Origin of the sequence: Actinoplanes lutulentus (assembly GCF_003259845.1) — a bacterium.
GTDB classification, from domain to species: domain Bacteria; phylum Actinomycetota; class Actinomycetes; order Mycobacteriales; family Micromonosporaceae; genus Actinoplanes; species Actinoplanes lutulentus.
In genome coordinates this window covers 685,525-708,614 of sequence record NZ_QLMJ01000002.1, presented here as the reverse complement: position 1 = coordinate 708,614, position 23,090 = coordinate 685,525, and the positions used below count along the sequence as shown (strand labels likewise).

At 71.5% G+C, this 23,090-nt stretch carries 17 protein-coding genes; 12 read left to right on the top strand and 5 right to left on the bottom strand.

Going from position 1 to position 23,090, the window contains the following annotated elements; all coding sequences use genetic code 11:
* Nucleotides 1-520: 520 nt before the first annotated feature.
* A complete protein-coding gene (locus B0I29_RS06555; RefSeq protein ID WP_111647910.1) occupies nucleotides 521-2,917 on the bottom strand; it encodes an ABC transporter permease in 2,397 nt (798 codons plus the stop codon).
* Entirely contained in the window at nucleotides 2,914-3,756 is an 843-nt protein-coding gene (locus tag B0I29_RS06550; protein WP_245972276.1) for an ABC transporter ATP-binding protein, read from the bottom strand. Before B0I29_RS06550 ends, B0I29_RS06555 begins: the two co-directional genes overlap by 4 nt.
* 110 nt (nucleotides 3,757-3,866) lie before the next feature.
* Here B0I29_RS06550 and B0I29_RS06545 point away from each other — a divergent pair, with 110 nt between their 5' ends.
* Together B0I29_RS06545 and B0I29_RS06540 are read left to right on the top strand one after the other, a co-directional pair.
* Entirely contained in the window at nucleotides 3,867-5,111 is a 1,245-nt protein-coding gene (locus B0I29_RS06545) for a sensor histidine kinase (protein ID WP_111648051.1), read from the top strand.
* A complete protein-coding gene (locus tag B0I29_RS06540) occupies nucleotides 5,108-5,797 on the top strand; it encodes a response regulator transcription factor (RefSeq protein ID WP_281270871.1) in 690 nt (229 codons plus the stop codon). Before B0I29_RS06545 ends, B0I29_RS06540 begins: the two co-directional genes overlap by 4 nt.
* On the opposite strand, the gene B0I29_RS06535 is transcribed toward B0I29_RS06540, so the two are convergent.
* From B0I29_RS06535 to B0I29_RS06525, 3 genes are all read right to left on the bottom strand, one after another.
* The gene (locus B0I29_RS06535; protein ID WP_111647909.1) at nucleotides 5,777-6,664 is read right to left on the bottom strand and encodes a GGDEF domain-containing protein; all 888 of its coding nucleotides are present in this window, start codon (nucleotides 6,662-6,664) and stop codon (nucleotides 5,777-5,779) included. The genes B0I29_RS06540 and B0I29_RS06535 overlap by 21 nt on opposite strands.
* Before the next feature lie 43 nt (nucleotides 6,665-6,707).
* Nucleotides 6,708-7,457 carry a peptidase associated/transthyretin-like domain-containing protein gene (locus B0I29_RS06530; RefSeq protein ID WP_111647908.1) on the bottom strand — a complete coding sequence of 250 codons (750 nt, stop codon included), beginning with the start codon at nucleotides 7,455-7,457 and terminating at the stop codon, nucleotides 6,708-6,710.
* 141 nt (nucleotides 7,458-7,598) lie between these two features.
* Nucleotides 7,599-8,750, bottom strand: a complete 1,152-nt coding sequence (locus tag B0I29_RS06525; protein ID WP_245972275.1) for an HDOD domain-containing protein — start codon at nucleotides 8,748-8,750, stop codon at nucleotides 7,599-7,601.
* A 207-nt stretch (nucleotides 8,751-8,957) separates the two neighbouring features.
* Between B0I29_RS06525 and B0I29_RS06520 the strand changes: the two genes are divergently transcribed.
* From B0I29_RS06520 to B0I29_RS06475, 10 genes are all read left to right on the top strand, one after another.
* Nucleotides 8,958-10,505, top strand: a complete 1,548-nt coding sequence (locus B0I29_RS06520) for a long-chain-fatty-acid--CoA ligase (protein WP_111647906.1) — start codon at nucleotides 8,958-8,960, stop codon at nucleotides 10,503-10,505.
* An 84-nt stretch (nucleotides 10,506-10,589) separates the two neighbouring features.
* Nucleotides 10,590-11,882, top strand: coding sequence for an MCP four helix bundle domain-containing protein (locus tag B0I29_RS06515; RefSeq protein ID WP_111648049.1), 1,293 nt, complete (start codon nucleotides 10,590-10,592; stop codon nucleotides 11,880-11,882).
* The gene (locus tag B0I29_RS06510) at nucleotides 11,882-12,820 is read left to right on the top strand and encodes a glutamate ABC transporter substrate-binding protein (RefSeq protein WP_181557712.1); all 939 of its coding nucleotides are present in this window, start codon (nucleotides 11,882-11,884) and stop codon (nucleotides 12,818-12,820) included. The genes B0I29_RS06515 and B0I29_RS06510 overlap by 1 nt, the downstream gene beginning before the upstream one ends.
* Nucleotides 12,817-13,986, top strand: a complete 1,170-nt coding sequence (locus tag B0I29_RS06505; protein ID WP_111648048.1) for a hypothetical protein — start codon at nucleotides 12,817-12,819, stop codon at nucleotides 13,984-13,986. The genes B0I29_RS06510 and B0I29_RS06505 overlap by 4 nt, the downstream gene beginning before the upstream one ends.
* A 191-nt stretch (nucleotides 13,987-14,177) precedes the next feature.
* Nucleotides 14,178-16,235, top strand: a complete 2,058-nt coding sequence (locus B0I29_RS06500; protein ID WP_245972273.1) for a serine/threonine-protein kinase — start codon at nucleotides 14,178-14,180, stop codon at nucleotides 16,233-16,235.
* Nucleotides 16,236-16,246: 11 nt separating this feature from the next.
* Complete coding sequence (locus B0I29_RS06495; protein ID WP_245972270.1) at nucleotides 16,247-17,857, top strand: PP2C family protein-serine/threonine phosphatase; 1,611 nt, start codon at nucleotides 16,247-16,249, stop codon at nucleotides 17,855-17,857.
* A 10-nt stretch (nucleotides 17,858-17,867) separates the two neighbouring features.
* The gene (locus tag B0I29_RS06490; RefSeq protein ID WP_111647903.1) at nucleotides 17,868-19,133 is read left to right on the top strand and encodes a vWA domain-containing protein; all 1,266 of its coding nucleotides are present in this window, start codon (nucleotides 17,868-17,870) and stop codon (nucleotides 19,131-19,133) included.
* Nucleotides 19,130-19,741, top strand: a complete 612-nt coding sequence (locus B0I29_RS06485) for a double zinc ribbon and FHA domain-containing protein (RefSeq protein WP_111647902.1) — start codon at nucleotides 19,130-19,132, stop codon at nucleotides 19,739-19,741. Before B0I29_RS06490 ends, B0I29_RS06485 begins: the two co-directional genes overlap by 4 nt.
* Nucleotides 19,742-19,763: 22 nt before the next feature.
* Nucleotides 19,764-22,001 (top strand): ATP-binding protein, encoded by a 2,238-nt coding sequence (locus tag B0I29_RS06480; RefSeq protein WP_111647901.1) that lies wholly within the window; start codon nucleotides 19,764-19,766, stop codon nucleotides 21,999-22,001.
* 90 nt (nucleotides 22,002-22,091) lie between these two features.
* A complete protein-coding gene (locus B0I29_RS06475; RefSeq protein ID WP_111647900.1) occupies nucleotides 22,092-22,925 on the top strand; it encodes an alpha/beta fold hydrolase in 834 nt (277 codons plus the stop codon).
* The last annotated feature ends 165 nt before the right edge of the window (nucleotides 22,926-23,090 follow it).

Here is a 23,090-nt window from a genome sequence, read left to right as displayed (position 1 = left end):
TCGAAATGGGGGCGCCATCCGCGCCCGAACTCAACACGCGTGCTGGACGCCGCCCGAGCGTGTCGAGTTCGGGAGCAGTTCGCACTCGGAGATCTTGGCGTCGCGGGGGCGGGAGGCTCGACGCCGGCCCGCACGATCCCGTCCGCCCGGGCGGCCCCCTCCGGATCTTGAGTGATTCTGTACAGCCGGGCGTGGAGAATCGCTCAAGATCTCGTGGTGGGGCGCCCCGTTCGCCGGTGCCATCCGGTGCGTGGTCACGGCGTCGACGCCAGGCGGTGCCACGTTCTCGCGTGGCGGGTGGCGGGGACGTCAACCTGTGAGTTTGTGGTCGGCGGAACGGCCCAACCGCACAAGATCTGTGGCCTGTGGACACGGCGGCTCCGCCCCATCTGCGACCTTGGCAAGCTCTGGTCCACAGGTGGGCGAAACTTGCCAAGATCTCGGTGCGGTGGGGCCGTGACGGCGACTAGGTGCTCTGCGCCGTGGGATCAGCCTGCGTCGGGGCGGTGGCGGACGGGAATCAAGGCCCGGTGGGGCGGTGCAGGGTGGGGACTGCTGCGGCTACGAGGGCTATCAGGGCGCAGCCTGTGGTTACCGCTGCGGCGGCGGTCCAGGGGATCACCAGGGTGACGGCTTGGCCCAGCTCGGACTCCACCGCCGCTCGGATGCCTAGCAGGGAGATCGCCGCTACAGCCGCGCCTAGTACGGCGCCTACGCCTACCGCGAGCAGGGACTCCGCGGCGAGGACTCCCAGGATCTGGCGGCGGGTGGCGCCGGCCAGTCGTAGCACTCGCAGCTCGGCTCGGCGGGCGGCTACCGCCATGAGCAGGGTGTTGCCGACCGCGATGCCGGTGTAGCCCGCGCTCAGGCTGATCATCGCCCACAGGAACAGGTCGACCAGCCGGCCTTCGTCGTCTACTTCCCGCTGGACATAGGTGGCTACCGGCAGGGACTCCGCGCCGGCTGCCTCGGTGGCCGGGCCGTTCAGGACGACCATGTCGGTGAGCGCGTCCGGGTCGTGGGCGCGGACCAGGGCACGCGGGAGCACGATGGGCGCTTCGGCGTTCGGGTCGACGGCGAGAACCGGCAGCTCGGCGCGGGTGCCGTCGGCGAACCGCAGCGCGATCGTGGCGCCCGCCGCGACCCCGAGCTCGCCGGCGGTGTCAGCGTGCAGCACCGCGCCCGCCCCGGCTTCGCTTCCCGGACGCTCCCCCACGCCGCCCGCCGGCCCGACCGGAGAAGACTCGGGCCCGGTGAGGCCTGCTCCGTCGTACCCTCTGGTCGTTGTCGGGACGGTGACCTGGACGCGCGTCGGTAAGCGGGAGGTGCCGCTCTGGGTCGCGACCGCGGCCTCGGACAGGCCCGGCGTGTTCAGGGGGACCAGGAGGTTCGCGACCGGGTACTCCGCGGCCTCGTCGATGCCGGATGCCACCTCGATCGTCGCGATCATGCCGGTGAGCAGGACGGTCAGGCCCACTGTCGCGAGGACCGGCGCGGCTGTCGAGGCGACCCGGCGGACACCGGTGAGCGTTCCCTCGCGGACCAGCATCCCGGTTGCCGAGTTCCTCCAGGGCGCGGCGAGCAGGCGCACGATCGGGACGATCAGCACCGGGGACAGCAGCGCGGCCGCGGTGATCAGGAGCATGGCGGCGCCCAGGCCGGCGGTGGTCTTCGACGCGTTCGACAGGGACGGCATCACGGCGAGGAGTGCTCCGCCGGCCGCCGCGCTCGCGATGCCCGTTACCCAGCGTGATGGCGGCATCGGGCGGGGGTCGGCGGCGGACTCGCGCAGGGCGTCGAGCGGGGAGATTCGGGAGGCTCGGCGGGCCGCGACCACCACACCGGCCAGGGCGGCGAACAGGCCTACCAGCACGGCTCCGGCCAGAGCCAAGGGCTGCCAGGTCGCTGCGAAGCCGGGCGGTTCCAGACCGGTTTCGACCATCGGGTCGGCCAGCAGCGGTGCGAACAGGGCACCGATCGGAGCGCCGATGACACCGGCGAAGAGGGCGATCAGGGTTGTCTCGGCGTACATCATCCGGCGCACCTGGCCGGGAGTCGCGCCGACCGCGCGCAGCAGTCCCAGCTCGCGTCGCCGCTGGGCGGCGCTGAGCGCACACGTCGACGACACCACGAAGACCGTCGCGAAAGCACCGAGCGCCACCAGCACAATCAGCAACTGTGCGCCGATCCAGCGGATCCGGCTGACGCTGCCGGGCTCCAGCTGATCACGGTCGGCGCCGGCCAGAACCACACCGGCCGGCCCGATCAGCGCTCGCGCCGCTGCCGCCACCCACCCGTCGTCGCCGGTCAGGGTCAGACCGATCAGGGGTACGCCCGAAGCACGCGCGAACGCCACCGAATCCGCGACGAAAAAGCCGGCGTGATGTCCGTTGTCGATCACTGTCCCGGTGACCGTCCAGGTCTCCGGTCCACGGGCGGTGAGCACCTCGATCCGCTCGCCGGGTGTGGTTCCGGCGGCCGCGACCTCACCGGCTTTCGTCGGCGGGCGACCGGCGGCCAGCTGATATCCACCGAGGGCTGCCGATGACCAAGCGTGACCGTTGATCCGGGACGCCTGGGGGTCGCCGGTCGCCTTTCCATCGATCAGCCGCTGGATGTAGAACGACGGGTCGGGGACGGCCGCTGTGACGCCGGGCAGCGACGTGAGCTTGCCGGCCAGGTCGGTGGCCTCGGACGGGGTCCAGTTCGGGCGTTCCGGCTCGCCGTAATCGTTCGTGCCCGTCTCGGGCGGCAGCACCAGCAGCGGCGCGGCGTCGTATCGTGCCGGTGCCTGCGGTTTCGAGCTGAGCTGCAGGGTGGCCGAGGCGGCCAGGACGGCGACGCCGAGGGCGACCGCGACGAAGGTCCCGGCGAAGCTCGCGAATCGATGCCGGACCATCGCCCAGGCCGCGCTCACCGGGTCACCGCGCTGTCGTTGTCGCTGGTCGAGCGGCCGGCATCGCCGGTCGCACGGCCTCCGGAGCTGGTCGCGTCGCCTGCGGCGCCGGTCGCGCGCGCTGCTTCCAGGCGCGCGGTGCGGACGGCGATGTGTTCGGCGTCAGCCGGGCCGCTCAGCGCGTCGACCACCCGGCCGTCGGCGAGGAAGAGAACCCGGTCGGCGTGGGCCGCCGCGTAGGGGTCGTGGGTCACCATCACCACGGTCCGGCCGTGCCGGTCCACCGCGTCGCGCAGCAGGCGCAGCACCTCGGCGCCGGACGTCGCGTCGAGCGCGCCGGTCGGCTCGTCGGCGAAGAGCACCGCCGGGCGGGTGACCAGCGCGCGGGCGATCGCGACCCGCTGCTGCTGGCCGCCGGAGAGCTCGGCCGGACGGTGCCCGGCCCGGCCGGACAGGCCGACCTCGGCGAGCGCCGCGGTCACCTCGCCGGCGGCCGGGCGGCGGCCGGCCAGGCGCATCGGCAGCGCCACGTTCTGCGCCGCGGTCAGCGCCGGGACCAGGTTGAACGCCTGGAACACGAAACCTACCCGGTCGCGCCGCAGCCGGGTGAGCGCTCGTTCGCCGAGGCCCGCGACGGGAGTCCCGTCGATGAGAACGTCGCCGGCGGTGACCCGGTCCAGGCCGGCGGCGCAGTGCAGGAGTGTGGACTTGCCGGAGCCGGACGGGCCCATCACCGCGGTGAACGTGCCGGCCGCGAACGTCGCGTCGATCGCGTCCAGAGCGGTCACGGCGCGCTCGCCGGCGCCGTACCGCCTGGTCACCGCCCTGAGTTCGACAGCGTGGGTGCTCTTCGTCGTCATGACTTCGAGCCTTGCCGTGCGGGCCGCCGAAAACAGTCACGCAGGAGCGAGGATCGAAGGTATACCCAGCACTACCGACATTGCCGGAGGCTCTCGGTACGGTCCAGGGCATGGCGGTCCACAACGCCCTCGAGGCCCTGTCGCTACGGCCGACCGTGTTCCTGCGGTCGCCGTGGCCGTGGCGCTCGCTGGCCTATCTGCTCTGCGGCGCCCTGATCGGCTGGGCCACCGTCGTCGCCGTGGTCGCCCTGCTGATCGCCGGAACGCTGCTGTCGGTGCTGGTGGTGGGCTTCGCCGGGTTCGTCGCCGTGGTGCTCTCCGGGATCGTGGTGGCCCGGCTGGAACGCCGGCGGCTCCGGCTCGTCGACGTCGCGGACCTGCCCGACCCGCACGTACCGGTGACGACACCCGGGGTGCGCGCGTGGGTACGGGTACGGCTGCGTGAGGAGGTGACGTGGCGCGAGCTGGGCTACGCCGCGCTCTCCGCCGGCCTGCTGTGCTGGATGGACGCGCTGGTCATCGGCGGGGTCGGCTACACGATCATCGCCCTGCTCGGCGCTCCCTGGTTCATCGACGACGAGCCGCTCAGCAACACGTTGCCGCTGGCGATGCTGGGAGTGCCACTGACCGTCGTCCTGGCGTACCCGATCACCGCCTGGGCCGGCGCCCGCGCCGCGATGGCCCGCGCCATGCTCGCCCCGCGCACCGACGAGCGGCTCGTCGAGGTCACCCGGTCCCGGGCCCGGCTCGTCGACGCGTTCGAGGTGGAGCGCCGCCGCATCGAGCGTGACCTGCACGACGGCGCCCAGCAGCGGCTCGTCGCGCTCAGCATGCAGCTCGGCCTGGCCCGTCTGGAGCTGCCGGCCGGCTCGCCCGCCGCCGAGCCGATCGCCGCCGCTCACGAGCTGGCCAAGCAGGCGCTCACCGAGCTGCGCGAGCTGATCAGGGGCGTGCACCCGCAGGTGCTCACCGGCCGCGGGTTGGCCGCCGCGGTCGGCGAGGTGGCCTCGACCGCTCCGCTCCCGGTCGACCTGGATTTCGACCTGCCCGGCCGGCTGCCTCCGGCCGTGGAGGTCACCGCCTATTTCGTCACGGTGGAGGCGCTCACCAACATCGCGAAACACAGCGGCGCCTCACGCGCCGCGGTCGCCGCCAGGTTGGTGGGCGGCAGGCTCCTTCTTGAGGTACGCGACGACGGCCGCGGCGGCGCCGACCCGTCCGCCGGCTCCGGTCTGGTCGGGCTGGCCGACCGGGCGGCCGTGCTCGACGGCACGGTGACCGTCTCCAGCCCACCGGGCGGCCCGACCGTGCTCCGGGCGGAGATCCCGGTGCTGTCCGGCGAGGAGCGATCGTGAACGGAGATCCCGGTGCTGTCCGGCGAGGAGCGGCCGGTACCGGACTGCGGGTGGTCATCGCGGAGGACGGGCTGATCGTGCGGGAGGGTGTCGCCGGGATGCTGCGGCGGTTCGGGCACGAGGTCGTCGCGGCTGTCGGTGACGCCGATGAGCTGCGAGCGGCGGTCGGTGAGCACCGGCCGGACATCGTCGTCACCGATGTACGGATGCCGCCGGGGTTCAGTGACGAAGGGCTGCAGGCGGCGATCGACCTGCGCGCCGCCGATCCGGACCTGCCGGTGCTGGTGCTCAGTCAGTACGTCGAGCAGACCTACGCCGCCGAGCTGCTCGACTCCGGGCACAGCGCCGGCGTCGGTTACCTGCTCAAGGATCGGATCGGGGAGGTCACCGAGTTCGTCGACGCGCTGTCCGCGGTCGCGGCCGGGCGGACCGTCGTCGATCCGGAGGTGGTGCGCCAGCTGCTCGGGCGGCGCCGTGACCCGCTGCACCGGCTGACCGGGCGGGAACGGGAGGTGCTCGCGCTGATGGCCGAGGGCCGGTCCAACGCGGCGATCGCCCGTGCGCTCGTGGTCACCGAGGCGGCCGTCGCGAAACACATCGGCAGCCTGCTCGCCAAGCTGGACCTGCCACCCGACGCCGACGACCACCGCCGGGTCCGGGCCGTTCTAGCCTACTTGCGCGGCTAGCTGGGCACGCTCGCCGCGGACGGTGTTGCGGGCGTGGTGTTTCACCGCGTACATCACGCGGTCGGCTCGTTCGACCAGGTCGGCGGCGTCGTGCGGGGGCGCGTCGAAGGTGACGGCGCCGATGCTGAAGCCCAGCGGCGGGGAGCACTGGCGGGTCGCGTCCAGCAGGTTGTGGTGCAGCCAGCCGAGGCGGCCCAGCGCCTCGTCCAGCCCGGTGCCCGGCAGCAGCACCGCGAACTCGTCGCCGCCCAGCCGTGCCACCCGCCCGTGCTCGCCGATCGACGATTCCAGGACCCGGGCCACCGTGATCAGCACCTGGTCGCCGGCCGCGTGGCCGTTCGTGTCGTTCATCGCCTTGAAGCCGTCGACATCCAGGTACGCCGCTGTCAGCGGGGTGCCGGTCTGCCGCATCCGCTCGATCTCCTCGTCCGCCGACTCGCGGAACGACCGGGCGTTCGGCAGCGACGTCAGCGCGTCGGTGCGGGACAGGTCGGTGGCCTCGGCGAGCTTCTCCGCGAGATGGCTGCCGAGTGCGCCGACGATCCACAGGACCGCGAACCTGGCGAGCAGGTTCCAGATCACGATGCCCGGCGGGATCGGCTCGCCCACCTTGGTGAGCACCTCGATCCCGGTCCAGGTCAGCGTCGCGATCGCCGCCACCCGGGTACTGGACCGCCCGCCGGCGGCCGCCGCGAGGAACACCGGCAGGACGTACGCGACCGCCACCGAGACGTCCCGGCTGGTCCAGAAGTCGGCGACACCCATCACGCCGACCAGCGCGACCGAGACAGCGGTCAGCGTGCGGCTGGGCAGACGGCCCAGCCACTCGATGACCGCGGCGAGAGGTGACTCGCTTCCGAAACGCACGAAGAGGGGATCGGCTCGGAGCGCCTCGATCTGAGGGATCGCGTCAGTTCTGTACGGCGATGACGATCGACGCCAGCAGCCCGGACGCCAGGTGGAACCGATCCCGCGGCACCACGTGCAGGGTGCTGGCGTGCTCGTCGTCGACGGCCCGGGTGGTGCGGATGTTCCGGTACGGCGGCATCTGCGCCACCTGGGCGGCCAGCGATTCCGGAAGGTAGAGCCGGCCCGAGTGGGCGATCGACCGCCCACCGGCCAGGTATCCACCGACGTGCACCTCGGCCGCGATGTGCACCGGCTCGTCCGGCAGCCATCCGGGATGCACGGTGCGGAACTCCGCGTACCCCTGGTGGTCGGTCATCTGCGCGCCGCGGACCTGGGTACGCCCCAGCGCGTCACAGTGCCGGATGTCCAGGACCGCACCGACGACCGGGTCGCCGGACTCGTCGCCGAGGACCCGGATCCGCAGCATGAGCGGCACACCGGGGTGATCACCGGCGATGTCCCGGCGGACCAGCTCCAGCGGCAGGTGGTGAGCGCGACCCTCCAGGTCCGGGGTCAGCAGCAGCGCGGTCTTGGGATTCACCGCGCGCGTCGCCGGACCCGCCATCCAGGCGGTACCCGGGACGGACCGCTGCGGCAGCGCCGTCCCGCTGCTCCCCGGGATGACCGGCGCCTGGGCCGGCGCCGGCGTCAGGAGCACCGGCGGCTCCCCGGCGCGGCGCGCACCCGGCAGGGCCGCCGGATTCTCACCTCGGCTGATGACCGGCGTCCCGCCGTTCTCATCGCTACGCACTTCAGCCACTCCCCCCGCACCCGATCACCAGGACCGCAGTTGATCTTTGCAGGCGGGATTACAGAAAAGCGCTGTTTTGAGATATTTGTTCTTCGGTGTCCCTGCCGTCGGTTCCGTGCGGTTCCGTGGGCGAAAAAGAACTCAGGGTGCCGTCGTCGCCGGGGTGAAGCGCTGGGCCGCCGACAACGTCCGCGTCGACCAGCGCATCGCGTCCAGGAACGGCCCGGCCAGGTCGTCCGTGCCCCAGTCACCCTCCCCGTACGCACGAACCGCCCGCAGCACCTCGCCGAGGCGCCCGCTGCCCGTGGTCAGCGCGTCCGACACCTCCGCCGTCAACGGCAGCTGCTCGACCATCGCGGCCGGGGTCATCGCCATCACCTGGGCCATGCCGTTGATCAGGCCGGCCACGAACGCCTCGGCCGGGTCGGCGCCGAAGCGCGGCGCCACCGTCTCGCACAGCCGCGCCTGGGTCAGCGCCGTCAGCAGCTGCTCCTCCGGAGCCTCGCCGACGTCGTCGACCACCATCAGCGTCGCCCAGCGGCGGATGTGGGTGAGACCGATCAGCATGATCGCCTGGCGTACCGAAGAGATCCGGCTGACGACGCCGGCCGCGACCGAGTTGCTGACCCGCAGCACCCGCAGGGCCAGTGCCGGGTCGCTCGCGATGATCGTGGTGACCTTGTCGAGGCGTACGTCGGGGTGCATCAGGGCGGCGACGAGTTCGAGGCGGCGCAGCCGGGACGGCGACAGGCTCGGGGTGCTCAGCACCTGGGGACGGCTCAGGACGTATCCCTGGCGCAGCTCCATGCCGTACCGGTCGGCGATCGCCAGCTGCTCGGCGGTCTCCAGGCGTTCGGCGACGATCTTCAGGCCGGGGTGCTGCCGGATCTCGCCGACGATCCGGTCGAGGTCGCTCAGGTCGCCGTCGAGCAGGTCGAGTTTGACGTACGAGGCCAGCCCGAGCAGCCGCTCGTGGCCGGAGCCCCAGACGAAGTCGTCGAGGGCGATCCGGTACCCGGCCTCGGCGAGGGCGGTGATGCCGGCGATCACCTCGTCGTCGATCTCGACGGTTTCCAGGATCTCCAGGACAACCTGCTCGGGGCCGAACGGCAGGGGCAGCCGCCCGGTCACGAACTCACGGGTCAGGTTGATGAAGCACGGGCGGTTGCCGGCGACCTCGGCGATACCGAACTCGGTGAAGGCGTTGACCATCACCGTGCTGGTGGCATAGGTGTCCTGCCTACCCGACGCGACAGCGTCCATGCGACCGCGGAAGAGGAGCTCGTAAGCCACAACGACACCTTTGGCATCGAAGATCGGCTGACGTCCCACATGCACGGCGTCCAACGTCGGGATTCCCACGTCGAGGCCATCGGCAGTAACAGACGACAGTTGAGAAACAGGCGGAAGGAAACAAAGTCGAAACGGAGGGTTCCTCGGACAGCCGTCCCCATGTTGGTATGAGACGGCCGTCACAATCTGATGCAAAGGATCCACCGGATGCTCAACCTCTCCGTACTCCTGGAGGACAGCGCCCGCCTCTACCCGGACCGTGCCGCCGTGGTGCTCGGTCCGACGCGGCTGACGTACGCGCAGGTGAACGCAGCGGCCGGCCAGGTCGCCGCGATGCTCACCGCCCGGGGCATCCAACCCGGTGACAAGGTGGCGCTCTCCTGCCCCAACCTGCCGTACTTCCCGATCGTCTATTACGGGATCCTCAAGGCCGGCGCGGTCGTCGTCCCGCTGAACGTGCTGCTCAAGGGCCGCGAGATCGCGTACCACCTGAAGGACTCGGAGGCGAAGGCGTACCTCTGTTTCCAGGGCACGCCGGAGCTGCCGATGGGCGCCGAGGGCTGGGCCGGGTTCACCGAGACCGAGGGCACCGAGCACTTCTTCCTGATCACCGCCGACCCGGCGGCCGCGTCGAGCGTCGAGGGCGCCGAGACGCTCGGGCAGGCCCTGGCCGGGCAGTCACCCGCCTTCGAGACGGTCCAGCGCGCGGAGACCGACGCCGCGGTGATCCTCTACACCAGCGGCACGACCGGGCAGGCCAAGGGCGCGGAGCTCTCCCACTCGAACCTGGTGCTGAACGCGCTCACCTGCAACCGGCTCTTCGGCACCCAGCCGGCCACCGACACGCATCTGCTGGTGCTGCCGCTGTTCCACTCGTTCGGCAGCACGGTGAACATGAACGCCGGCTTCGCCACCGCCGCCACCCTGGTGCTGCTGCCCCGCTTCGAGCCGAACGCCGCGGTCCAGCTGCTGCAGAGCGAGAACGTGACGTTCTTCGCCGGCGTCCCGACGATGTACTGGGGCCTGCTCAACGCCCTCGGTGACGACGTCGACGTCGAGCGGATCGCGCGGAACATGCGGGTCGCGGTCTCCGGCGGCTCCAGCCTCCCGATCGAGATCATCAAGGCGGTCAAGGAGCGCTTCGGCGTCACCATCCTCGAGGGTTACGGCCTGTCCGAGACGTCGCCGGTCGCCACGTTCAGCGATCCGAACTCGGAGCCCCGGCCCGGCTCGATCGGCATCCCGATCTGGGGTGTCGAGGTGAAGCTGATCGACGGCGAGTGGAACACGATCGACGGCGTCGACGAGATCGGCGAGGTCGCGATCCGTGGCCACAACATCATGCGCGGCTACTACAACCGCCCCGAGGCGACCGCCGAGGTGATGAACAACGGCTGGTTCCGCTCCGGCGACCTGGCCCGCCGCGACAAGGACGGCTTCTACTACATCGTCGACCGCGCCAAGGACATGATCATCCGGGGTGGCTTCAACGTGTACCCCCGGGAGATCGAGGAGGTCCTGCTCACCCACGAGGCGATCTCGCTGGCCGCGGTGATCGGCGTGCCGCACCCGAGCCACGGCGAGGAGATCAAGGCGTTTGTGATCCTCAAGCCGGGCGCCCAGGCCACCGACGCCGAGATCGTCGCCTGGAGCAAGGAGCAGATGGCGAGCTACAAGTACCCGCGCGTGGTGAGCATCGTCGAGTCGCTGCCGATGACCGCCACCGGGAAGCTGCTCAAGCGCGAGCTCAAATAGACACATGTGAAAACGGCACCCGCGCAACCGTTGATCGGTTGCGCGGGTGTCTCACAGTGGAGGGTGGACGACACGGAGGCCCGCTTGACCACACTCTTGGCGCAACACCCTGTCCCTGGCGGCCGGGGTGCGCTGCGCCGGGCCGGCCAGTTGCGGCACACCTCTCCCGGCCGGCTGCAACTGCTGCTCGTTCTGCTGCTCGTTCTCGGCGCGCTGACCGGCCTGGTCGCCGGGCTGACCGCGACCTCGGCCGCGGCCGGCACCGCTGACCTGCGCGATCGGGCTCAGCCGCTGCTCGCCGAGGCGGAGACGATCTACTCCTCGCTGGCCGAGGCGGACACCATCGCCGCGCAGGCGTTCCTCGCCGGCGGGCTGGAGCCGGCCGCGCTCACCGCACGGTACGAAGAGCGGCTGGCACAGGTCACCACGGCCCTCACCTCGGCGTCACGGCGTACCCCTGAGGGCAGTGAGGCGGCAGAGGCGGTGCACGCCCTCGCGGCCGGGACCACCCGGTACGCCGCGCTGGTCGCGACCGCGCGCGCCGCCAACCGGCAGGGACTGCCGGTCGGCGCGTCCTACCTCTCCACCGCCTCCGAGCTCAACCAGCAGACGCTGCAGCCGACCGCGCAGTCGCTGTTCCAGTTCGCCTCCCGCGAGGTCGACGCGGGTTACGAGGTCGCCCGCAGCTCCTGGTGGCTGATCCTGCTCCTGGTCCTGGTGGTCGCCCTGACCAGCGCGCTCGTCGCCACCCAGGTCTATCTGAGCCGCGCCACGCGCCGGACCTTCAACCTGCCGCTGGTGGCCGCGACCGGCCTGACCGTGCTGCTGGTGGCCGCGACCGGCGTGCTGTTCGCGTTGCAGCGCGACCATCTGCGCAGCGCCGGCGAGGACGGTTCGGTGCCGGTGACCGCGCTCGCCGAGCGGCGCATCCTCGCGCTGCGCGAGCGGGCCTCGGAGGCTCTGACGCTCGCGGCCCGGGCCGGCGACGGCCCGCACGAGGAGGATTTCACGGCGGCGCAGGCCCGGCTCACGTTCGACGACCCGGAGCTGCTCAAGGAAGCGGGGCTGATGCGGCAGGCGCGTGCCCAGCACGACGCCTACCTGGCGCTGCACCAGCAGGTCCGCGAGCTCGACGACAACGGCGATTACGACGGCGCCGTGAAACTCGCGGTCGGGCAGGATTCCACCGACGCGTTCGCGGCGCTCACCGGCACGCTGGACGAGGCCCTCGACAGGCGTCGGGCGGTCTTCGACGAGGAGATCCATCAGGCCGGGCGGGGCCTCGGTGCGCTGACGATTCTCGCGCCGCTGCTGGTGCTGGCGGCGTGCGTACTGGCCGCGCTCGGGCTGCGTGCGCGTCTGGAGGAGTACCGCTGATGCGTACCAGGATCACAGTGGGAGCGATGGCGCTGGTCCTGCTCCTGGCCGGGTGCACGGACGACGCGCCGCAAACGGCGGCTCCGGTCCCGGTGGAGACGACGAAGGAGACCACGGCGCCGGCGCCGGTCAACTGCGACGCCCGCGCCAGCCTCCGGCCGTCAGGCGCCACTCCCGCACCGGGGAAGATGCCGGCCAGGAGCTACCTGGAGACCATCCAGAAACGAGGCCGGCTGGTCCTCGGCACCAGCCAGGACAGTCCGCTGTTCAGCTCGCGCAACCCGTTCAGCGGGAAGGTCGAGGGCTTCGACATCGACATGGGCAAGCTCATCGCCAAGGCCATCTTCGGTGACGAGAACAAGCTGCAGATCCGGGTGATCCCGCACGCCGATCGCACCACGATCTTCAGCGACGGTGCCGACACGGTCGACCTGGTGATCAACACGATGACCGCGAACTGCGCCCGCTGGGAGCAGGTCGACTTCTCCACGACGTACCTGGAGACCGGGCAGCGGCTGCTCGTCGCCGAGGACTCCACGGTGGACGGCCTGGACGACCTCAAGGATCAGAAGGTCTGCGCAGCGGTCGGCTCGACGTCGCTGGCCAACCTGCAGAAAGCCGGAACCGGTGCGACGGCCCGCAACGGCTGGGGCGAGTGCCTCGTCGCGTTCCAGCAGAACGAGGTCGTGGCGATCTCGACCGACGACACGATCCTGGCCGGACTCGCTGCCCAGGACCCGTTCGCCAAGGTCGTCGGCCCGCGGTTCACCGAGGAGCCGTACGCTGTCGCCATCTCGAAACAGCACCCCGATCTCACCCGGTTCGTCAACGCGGTCCTCGATCAGAGCCGCCGGGACGGCACCTGGAAGACCACCTACGAGAAATGGCTGGGCGCCCTCGGCCCGGCCCCACAGCCACCGGCGGCGCGATACCGATGACCGATCCCGCACTGACCCGCGCCGACATCGAGCTGGAGCGACTGGAGAGCGCCGTCGCGGCGATGGCGGCGAACCTGGTCGAGCTCGACGAGAACCCGGACCGCAAGGAACTCGGCGCCACCCGGCTGACCGGGCAGACCGCGATCGCCTGGGCCGACGCCGAGGACGCGCTGGCACAGCTCTGGCAGGGTCATCGGCGTCTCGGTGAGCTGATCGCCGAGGCCCGGGCGTTGCGCGGAGCCCGCCGGGTCGACGCCGCCGCGTTCACCCGCTTGATCCTCGGTGGTTCGATCACGCTCTCCACCAGCACGGTTCCACTCGCGCAGCGCGGTCTCACCGGCGCCGGCCAGGTCAGCACGGTCTGCTCCCCCGGTGATCTGCTCGCCGCCATGGAGTCCGCGTTCGCCACCGCGGTCGACGTCGTCTCCCAGGCCGGTGACCGGTGGCGGCGGCTGCTGCCCGGCGCCGCCGACGCCGCTGCCGCGCTGGCACACGCCCGGGCGCTCGGTTCCGGTCCGCTGCTCGACGATGCGAACCGCCTGCTCGGTACCTTCACCGGCACGCTCGCCTCCGATCCGCTCAGCGCCGATCCGGCGATCCTGGCCCGGGTGCGTGATCTGATCACCCGCGCCGACGCGGAACGGACCTCCGCGACCGAGCTGCGCGCCTGGCTGGAACAGCGGTTGCGCGACGCCCGAACGCTCACGGCCGAGATCGGCACGGCCCTGCGGGCCGCGGACGCTGCGCGGCACCTCGCGGCCGGGCGTTTTCCCGAGCCCAAAATCGCTGCGGTACGCGTAACCGACCCACAAACCGAGCTCGCGGCGATCGAGGCGCTGGCCGCCGCCGGACAGTGGGCGTTGATCGCGCCGAGGCTGGCCCAGTGGAACCGGCAGGCGAACGAGCGGCTGGCCGCGTTACGGGCGGCGGCCGCACACAACACCGGTCTGCTCGCCGAGCGTGGCGAGCTGCGCGGGCGGCTCGACGGGTACCGGGCGAAGGCGCTGCGGCGCGGGCTCGGCGAGGACGCCGTGCTGACGCCGCTCGCCGAGGCGGCGCGGGCCGCGCTCTACGAGGCGCCGTGCGATCTGACCGTGGCACGGGCCGCGGTCGGTGCGTACCAGGAGGCTCTGTCAACCACGATCGCTGCGAGGGATGCCCGGTGACCAGATGCCAGCGGAACTGTCCCGGCACGCTTGAGGACGGGTACTGCGACACCTGCGGCATGGCCCCGGCCGTTTCCGCGCCCGCGGTTTCCCGACCGGCAGTTTCTGGGCCGGTAATTTCTGGACCGGCGGTTTCTGGGCCGGCGGCGTCCACGCCGGCGCTGTCCGCGCCGACCATGCCCCGGCCCCGGGTGAACGGGTCCTCCTCGATCCGGTCGTCGGCCCTGTCCACCCGGACCGGCGCCAGCGGGCGCAGCGGATCGCGCGGCCAGACCCGGCGGCGTTTCGGCGGCGGGCTCGTCGAGATCGCGCCGATCGTCCAGGCCGACCCGGCCACCGCCGTGATGAGTGCCGGCGAGGTGCCGGAGTCGAAACGGTACTGCGCGAAGTGCGGCACCCCGGTCGGCCGCAGCCGCGGTGACCGGCCCGGCCGCACCTCCGGGTTCTGCGCCACCTGCGGCGAGTCCTTCAACTTCACCCCGAAACTGGTCAAGGGCGACCTCGTCGCCGGGCAGTACGAGGTGGCCGGCCCGCTCGCCCACGGCGGTCTCGGCTGGATCTACCTGGCCGTCGACAAGAACGTCTCGGACCGGTGGGTGGTGCTCAAGGGCCTGCTCAATTCCGGCGACGAGGACGCCCTGGCCGCCGCGGTGGCCGAGCGCCGGTTCCTCGCCGAGGTCGAGCACCCGAACATCGTCAAGATCTACAACTTCGTGGAACACGACGGCGCCGGGTACATCGTGATGGAGTACGTCGGCGGCAAGTCCCTCAAGGACCTGCTCAAAGCGGCCTCGGTGCCGCTGCCGGTGGACCAGGCCCTCGCGTACGTCCTGGAGATCATGCCGGCGTTCGGTTATCTGCACGACCGCGGCCTGATCTTCTGCGACTTCAAGCCGGACAACGTGATCCAGTCCGGTGACCAGATGCGGCTCATCGACCTGGGCGGCGTCGTGCACATCGACGACCACGAGTCGGCGCTGTACGGGACGATCGGCTATCAGGCGCCGGAGATGGCGACGGCCGGGCCGTCGATCGCGTCCGATCTGTACACGATCGGCCGGACCCTCGCGGTGCTCACCACCGATTTCCGGGGCTATCAGAGCACGTTCAAGGAGAGCCTGCCCGATCGGCAGTCGTTCGACGTGTACGTGCGGCACGAGGCGTTCTACCGGCTCGTGGATCGGGCCACCAGCGCGGATCCGGCGGACCGGTTCGTCGACGCGGCCGAGATGACCGACCAGATGCTCGGGGTGCTGCGGCAGGTGCTGGCGGCCGGCGGGGAGGCGCGGCCTGCCCCGTCGAAGCTGTTCACCGGCGAGCTGCGGACCGACCCGCAGTCGGACGGGGTGCGGTGGCAGGACCTTCCCACGCCGATGATCGACCTCGGGGACGCGGCGGCGGCGTTTCTGGCCTCGGTCACCGTCACCGACCCCGCCGAGGTGCTCACGCTGCTCGGCAAGGCGCCGCACTACACCCTTGAGGTTCGGCTGCGGGAGCTGCGGGCGCACATCGACCTCGGTGCGCGTACCGGGCGGTTCGACGAGGCGGCCACGTTCCGTACGCTGCTCGCCGAGTCGGCCGGCGCGGACTGGCGGGTGGCCTGGTTCGACGGGCTGCTCGCTCTCGCCACCGGTGATCACGTGCGGGCCCGGGACCGGTTCGACGCGGTCTGGTCGGTGCTGCCCGGCGAGCTGGCGCCGCAGCTGGCCCTCGGTTTCACCGCGGAGCTGGCCGGCGACCGGGACGCCGCGCTGACCCATTACGACGTGGTCAGCCGGACCGATCCGGCGTACACCACGGCCGCCGCCGGTCTGGCCCGCTGCCGGCTCGCCGCCGGGGACCGGGCCGGTGCTGTCGAGGCCTACAACCGGGTGCCGGGCACGTCGTCGGCGTACTCCGGCTCGCAGGTCGGTGCGATCCGCGCGCTGGTCCGGCCGCATCCGTCGGCCCGGGTCGACGTGGACGCGCTCACCACGGCCGCCCAGCTGATCGAGCGCCTCACGGTGGAGGCGGCGCAGCTCGCGGCACTCCGCGCGGAACTGCTCGAACAGGCTCTCGGCACGCTGACCACCGGCGTCAAGGTTCCGGTCGCGGTGCTCGGGCGGACCGGGAGCGGCACCGCCGGGGAGCGGGACGTACGGTTCGCGCTGGAGGCGGCGTACCGGGAGATGGCCCGGGCCGCCCATGGGCCGGAGAAGATCCGCCTGGTCGACCAGGCCAACGCGGCACGGCCCCGGACGCGGACGTGAAAGAGGCATCGATGATCGTTATGGACTGCGTCGCGTGCGCGGATGAGCGGGCGGCGGGCGCGGCGTTCTGCGAGGCCTGCGGGCGGCACCTGGATTCCGCCGGCTCCGACCTGGCCGGTTCCGGCGGCGCTGGGGGCGCTGGCGGCGCTTCGGCCGACGGGGGCGCTTCGGCCGACGGGGGCGCTTCGGCCGACGGGGGCGCTTCGGCCGGCGGCGCGGCTTTCGTTGCCGGGGAAACCGGTAAAGACGCGGAAATCGATGGTTCGGCCACTTCCGGCGAGGCCACGGTGGACGGCAGGCTGGGTGCTGACGGCGGGCCGGGTGCGGACGGCGATTCCGAGCCGTCGTCCGGGCGCCGGCGGGGGTGCCCGCACTGCGGTGCCGGCCGGACGGTCGGCGCCGACGGGTACTGCGAGGAGTGCGGGATGCTGGCCGGTCGGCCCCGGGATCACATCGAAGCGGACGGCGGCGCGGTCGCCGCGGCGGTGAGTGACCGCGGGCGGCGGCACCATCGCAACGAGGACGCCATGTGGCTGGCGGTCGGCGACGCGGCCGCTGACGTCGTGGTCTGCGACGGGGTGTCGGCGTCGTTCGACCCGGACGCCGCCTCCGACATCGCGGCCCGCACGGCCGGCGAACTGCTCGCCGCCGCCCAGCATCCGCCGGCCGCGGACGGCCTCAGCCCCGACGCGACGATCGACCTGGCCGCGGCGACCGGAGAGCTGGACGCCGGTCCGTTCGCATCCCCTCGCCATGCCGCCGACGGCAATTCGGATATCGGACCCGCTGGCGACAAGTCGGGTTTGTCCGGCCGAGAAGGAGCGCCGGGCGGCTCCGTCACCGGCGGTCCGGAAAGCTCCGGCTCGGGCGGCTCCAGCACGGGCGGCTCCGATGCGGCAGAGGGTGATGGCAGCCTTGGACACGTGGGTAGCGATGCCGATGGAGACTCGCAGGGCGGCAGCGATGCTGGATCGGGGGGCGCGGTGGGCGTACCCGAGGGGGAAGCCGGCGGCGAGCCGCCTCGGATCTCTGAGGGTGAGGGTTCGCCTGCTGTCGCTGTCGCTGGAGTTGTCGCGGCGGCGATAGCCGGCGCTGCCGAGGCCGTGGTCTCGCTCGCGCACACGGGCGACCCGCGGAGGGCGGCGTCGAACCCGGCCTGCACGATCGTGGCGGCTGCGGTGCGCGGACCGCACGTCGGATTCGGGTGGGTGGGTGACAGCCGGATCTACTGGCTCGGCGCGGACGGGCCCGCGGAGCAGCTCACCGAGGACGATTCGTGGGCCGCCCACATGGTCAAGCTGGGCGCCGACCCGATCGAGGCGATGGACGATCCGCGCGCTCACGCGATCACCGCCTGGCTCGGCGCGGACGCCGGGCCGATCATGCCGCGGGTCGGCGCGTTCACCGCGACCAGTGACGGGTTGCTGGTGCTGTGCAGCGACGGGCTGTGGAATTACCTGCCCGATCCGGTGGCCTTCGCGGCGACCGTGCGGGAGAGCATCGCCGCGGGCAGCACGCTGCTGGATGCCGCGCGGGCGCTGGTGAAGTTCGCCAACACGGCCGGCGGCGCCGACAACATCACGGTCGCACTGGTCCCGGTTCACGCCGTTGACGAAAGCTGAGGGAGTTCGAGTGTCGTACACCGCTGAGGCGTTCCAGAACGAGTTTCTCCCCCTGGGCGCGAGCGAGGTCAACGCGATCGTCACGGTCACGTCGACCGGCGCGGCGGGTGGCGTCCGCACGGCCGGCGCCACCGAGATCATCATTGTGGACGCGTCCGGATCGATGCAGGCCGAAGGCCGGATCGGGGCTGCCCGGCAGGCCGCGAAAGCCGCCGTGGAGTGCATCGACGACGGTGTGCACTTCGCGATCATCGCGGGGGTGAGCACCGCGCAGCAGCTCTTCCCGGAACCGGGACGGCTCGCGGTCTCCTCGCCCGAGACCCGCGCCACGGCGCTGCGCTCGATCGACCGGCTGCAGGCGTCCGGCGGCACCGCGATGGGCGCGTGGCTGCTGCTCGCGGCGCAGCTGTTCGCCCAGCGTCCCGGCGACATCGCGCACGCCATCCTGCTCACCGACGGTGACAACGGCGAGCGGTACGGGTACCTCGAACAGGTCCTGGAGTCGATCAACGGCCGGTTCAGCGTCGACTGCCGGGGTGTCGGCACGAACTGGAAGGTCTCCGAACTCCGCAAGATCGCCACCGCGATGCTGGGCACCGTGGACATCGTGGCCCGGCCGATCGAGCTGACCGCCGCGTTCCAGCAGATGATGACCACCGCGATGGGCAAGACCAGCGCCGACGTGCAGCTCAAGGTCTGGACCCCGGTCAACACCACGGTCCGGTTCGTGAAACAGGTCGAGCCGCAGGTGACCGACCTGACCGGCAAGCGGGTCGAGGACGGTCCGCGGGCCGGCCGATACCCGCTCGGCGCCTGGGGCCAGGAGAGCCGCGACTACCACATCTGCGTGGACGTGACGCCGGGCGCGGCCGGTGACGAGATGCTCGCCGCCCGGGTCTCCGTCGTCGAGGGCGACACCGTGCACTCGCAGTCGCTGGTCAAGGCGGTGTGGACCGACGACACGGCGCTGTCCACCCGGATCAACAGGCAGGTGGCGCACTACACCGGGCAGGCTGAACTCGCCTCGGCGATCCAGGAGGGCCTGGCCGCCCGGGAGACCGGTGACGATCACACGGCGACGCTGAAGTTCGGGCGGGCCGCGCAGCTGGCGCACGCGAGTGGGAACACTGCTACGTCGGAGCTGCTCGCCAAGGTCGTGGAGATAGAGGATCCGGCCACCGGGACGGTGCGGTTGCGCCGGAAGGTCAACGCCGAGGACGAGATGGCGTTGGACACCCGGTCGACGAAGACGGTGCGGGTCGGGCGGGCTCAGTGAGTTCCTGGGTCTGTCCGAAGGGACATCAGTCGTCGGAGAGCGACTTTTGTGATGTTTGCGGGGCGAAGATCGGCGCAGCTCCTGTTGTTTCCGAAATTTCGGAAATATCCGAAACTTCGTGCCCGCACTGCGGGACCCCGCGCGGCGGCCGCTTCTGTGAGGACTGCGGGTACGACCACGACACCGGCCGCGCACCCCAGCTGGACAGCCTGCCCGGCACGCCGATCACCGGCTGGACCGGGACGGTCTTCGCGGACCGCGTCTACTTCGACGCCAACGACGTCGAGGGTGTCACGTTCCCGGACGACGCTCCCCGGCTGACCGTGCCACTCGCGCCGCCGCAGGTGCGGATCGGGCGTCGCAGCTCGTCCAAGGGCATCGAACCCGACCTGGACCTCTCCGACGACCCGGGAGTCTCGCACCATCACGCGCTGCTGACGCTCACGATCGACGGCGACTGGCTGGTCTCCGACCTGGGCTCGACGAACGGGACGTACATCAACGACGAGGACGCCCCGCTCACCGCCGGGCAGACCCGCACCCTCAAGGACGGTGACCAGGTGCACGTGGGTATCTGGACGACGATCACCCTGCACGCGGCCGGGTGAGCTCGTTTGGTTGAGTAATGGCGTGTCCTCGTTCGGTGCAAGCCTTCGTTCCCTCCGCCGGTCCGCCGGTCTGACCATCGAGCAGCTCGCCGCGGCGTCCGGGGTGAGCGGCCGGGCGATCAGCGACATGGAGCGCGGGCACAGCCGTGCGCCGCAGGCCCGCACGCTCACCGCGCTCGCCGGTGGGCTCGGCCTTGACGCGGCGAAGCTGCGGGAGCTGGAGGACGCGGCCGAGGAGCAGAGGTCGCGCGGGGTTTCGGACCGGCCGCGGGTGTGCGAGCTGCCGCGGGCGGTCAGTGATTTCGTGGGCCGGGCGGCGGAAATTCGCATTTTTCGGGATTTTGTGGGTTTTGAGGCAGAAAGGCCCGCCCCCGTCGCCGTGGTGCACGGGCAGGCCGGGCTCGGCAAGACCGCTTTCGCGCTGCGGCTCGCCGGCGATCTGAAGGACCGGTTCCCGGACGGGCAGTTCTACCTCGACCTGCGCGGCACCGACGAGGCCCCGATGGAGGTCGGCGAGGCCCTGGTCCGGCTGCTGCGCGCCCTGGAGGTCAGCCCGCGCCGGATCGCCGAGACCAACGAGGAACGCTCCAGCCAGCTGCGGGCCGCGCTCACCTCACGCCGCTGCCTGCTGGTGCTCGACAACGCCGGCAACGAGGCACAGGTACGCCCACTACTGCCCGGTGACGGCGCGAGCGTGGCCGTGGTGACCAGCCGCCGGGTCCTCGGCGGCCTGGAAGGCGTGCTCCGGCTGCCCCTCGCGCCGCTGGCCCCCGCCGAGTCGGCCGAGCTGCTCGGTGCGATCGCCGCGCAGGCCGTCGGACCCGAGGTCGACCAGGTCTCGCTGCTCTGCGGCCACCTCCCGCTCGCGCTGCGGATCGCCGGGACCCGCCTCGCCACCCGGCCCTCCTGGACCGTCGGTCACCTGCTCACCCGCCTCGCCGACGCCGACCGGCGGCTGGCCGCCCTGTCGGTGGGCGACGCCGGGGTGGCGACCGCGTTCGCGCTCTCGCACACCCAGCTCAGCGCGCCGGCCAGGGCGCTGTTCCGGCGTCTCGCGCACGTGCCGGGCGTCTGCTTCTCCCCGGAGATCGCCGCGGTGCTCGCCGGGATCGGACCGGACGAGGCCGTCGACGGCCTGGAGGAACTCGTCGAGCTGGGCATGCTGATGCCCGAACCGGACGGCTGGATCCGCTACCGCTTCCACGACCTGATCCGCCTCTACGCCGCGCAGAGACTCAACACCGAAGAGCCTTCCGGGGTACGCGCGGAAACCCGTTCCCGATTGACGACATGGCTGCTGGAGACCGCGATCGTGGCCGGCCGCTGGTTCGAACCGGGCTACGGCAGCCGCCCCGACGACTACGACGGCCTGGTGCCGCTCGCCGACGAGGCGGAGGCCGGCGAGTGGCTGCGCTCCGAGGCGGACAACTGGCTCGGCGCGCTGCGCTGGGCGGCCGAGGCCGGGCGGCACCAGCTCGTCGTCGACGTGGCCGAGGCTATGCACTGGTTCTCCGACTCGATGGTCTTCTGGGCCGGCTGGTACGAGGTCTACGGCCTGTCCCAAACCGCCGCCGCCCAGCTGCCCGACCGCCACCAGGAGGTCACCCACCTCAACTACTTCGCCTGGGCGGCCACCCACGCGGCCCGGCGGCCGGAGGAGGGCGCCGACATCGCGATGCGGGGGTACGACCTGGCCGTCGAGATCGGCGACGTGAAGGAGCAGGCCTGGGCGCTGACCTACGCGGGCACCGCCTCACGGTTCGCCGGTCAGCTCGAACGGGCCCTGCCGCTGTACCAGCGGGCGCAGAAGCTGGCCTCGGACGTCGGCGATCATGACGCGTACATCCAGCACTTCCAGGGTCTCGGCCTGCTGTTCGCCGCGATGGGACGCGAGGAGGAGGCCCTGGAGATGTTCGCCTCGACGATCCGCGAGGCGGCGATCCGGCCCGTCTCACCGCGGCCTGCGATGAGCGCCCAGGCCGGCGCGCACACGTTCGCCGGTGAGGTCCTCGCCGGCCTGGGCCGCTGGGAGGAGGCCCTGCGGGAGGCCGAACTGGCGCTGCCGATGGTCCAGCAGACCGGCGACAACAGCCTCACCGGGCAGGTCCACCTCACGCTGGGCCGGGCCCGTTCCGCGCTGGGTTCGCCGGACGCGGCGCGTACCTCGCTGACCCTGGCGCTGGAGCTTCTCGAAGAGGCACACTTCGAGAAGGGCATCGCGCTCGCCCGTGCACAGCTGGCCGCGCTTACTTCTGCCTAATTTCCTGCGTGGTTTCCTCTCGTCCGCGATGGTGGAATTTCCCTATGCGGCGGCGCCGGTTCGGTGCGCCGCCGGACGGAAAGGATCCACATGAGCTTCGTCACGACCTCGGACGGCACCCAGATCTTCTACAAGGACTGGGGCACGGGACGTCCGGTCGTGCTCAGCCACGGCTGGCCGCTGAACTCGGACAGCTGGGAGGCGCAGCAGCTCTTCCTGGCCGAGAACGGGTACCGGGTCATCGCCCACGACCGGCGCGGCCACGGCAAGTCGACGCAGACCTGGCACGGCAACGAGATGAACACGTACGCGGCGGACCTGGCTTTCCTGGTGGAGAGTCTCGATCTTCGCGAGGTGACCCTCATCGGCTTCTCCACCGGCGGCGGCGAGATCAGCCGGTACATCGGCAACCACGGCACCTCGCGGGTCGCGCAGGCCGTGCTGGTGTCCGCGGTGCCGCCGCTGATGCTGCAGACGCCCGACAACCCGGGTGGCGTTCCGCTCGAGGTCTTCGACGGCCTGCGTGCCGGGTCGCTCGCCGACCGCTCGCAGCTGTACCGGGACCTCGCCGACGGCCCGTTCTTCGGCAACAACCGGCCGGGCGCGAATGTGGCGCGGGGACCCCGTGACTCGTTCTGGCTGCAGGGCATGGCGTCCGGGCACCGGAACGCGTACGAGTCGATCGCCGCTTTCTCGGCCACCGACTTCCGCGGCGACCTCGCCAAGTTCGACGTGCCGACGCTGGTCATCCACGGTGACGACGACCAGGTCGTGCCGTTCGAGGTGGGCGGCAAGGCGTCCGCGGCGCTGGTCAAGGGCGCTGAGCTGAAGGTTTACGAGGGTGGGCCGCACGGCATCACCGACACGCACAAGGACCAGCTCAACAACGATCTGCTGGCGTTCCTGAACAGTTACAACGCTTGATAGGTTGGGGTCCCGGGGTTTCTCCCCGGGACCCCTTCGTCTTTTTTGGGGAGTGGATATGCGCCTCAGCCTGGTCACGGTCACCGCTTCGCGTTCGCTGGAGCTCGCCGCCCGCTGAACAGCCGCGCGGCTGTAGTTCCTCGCCTTCGTGGAGCGGTTCTCGAC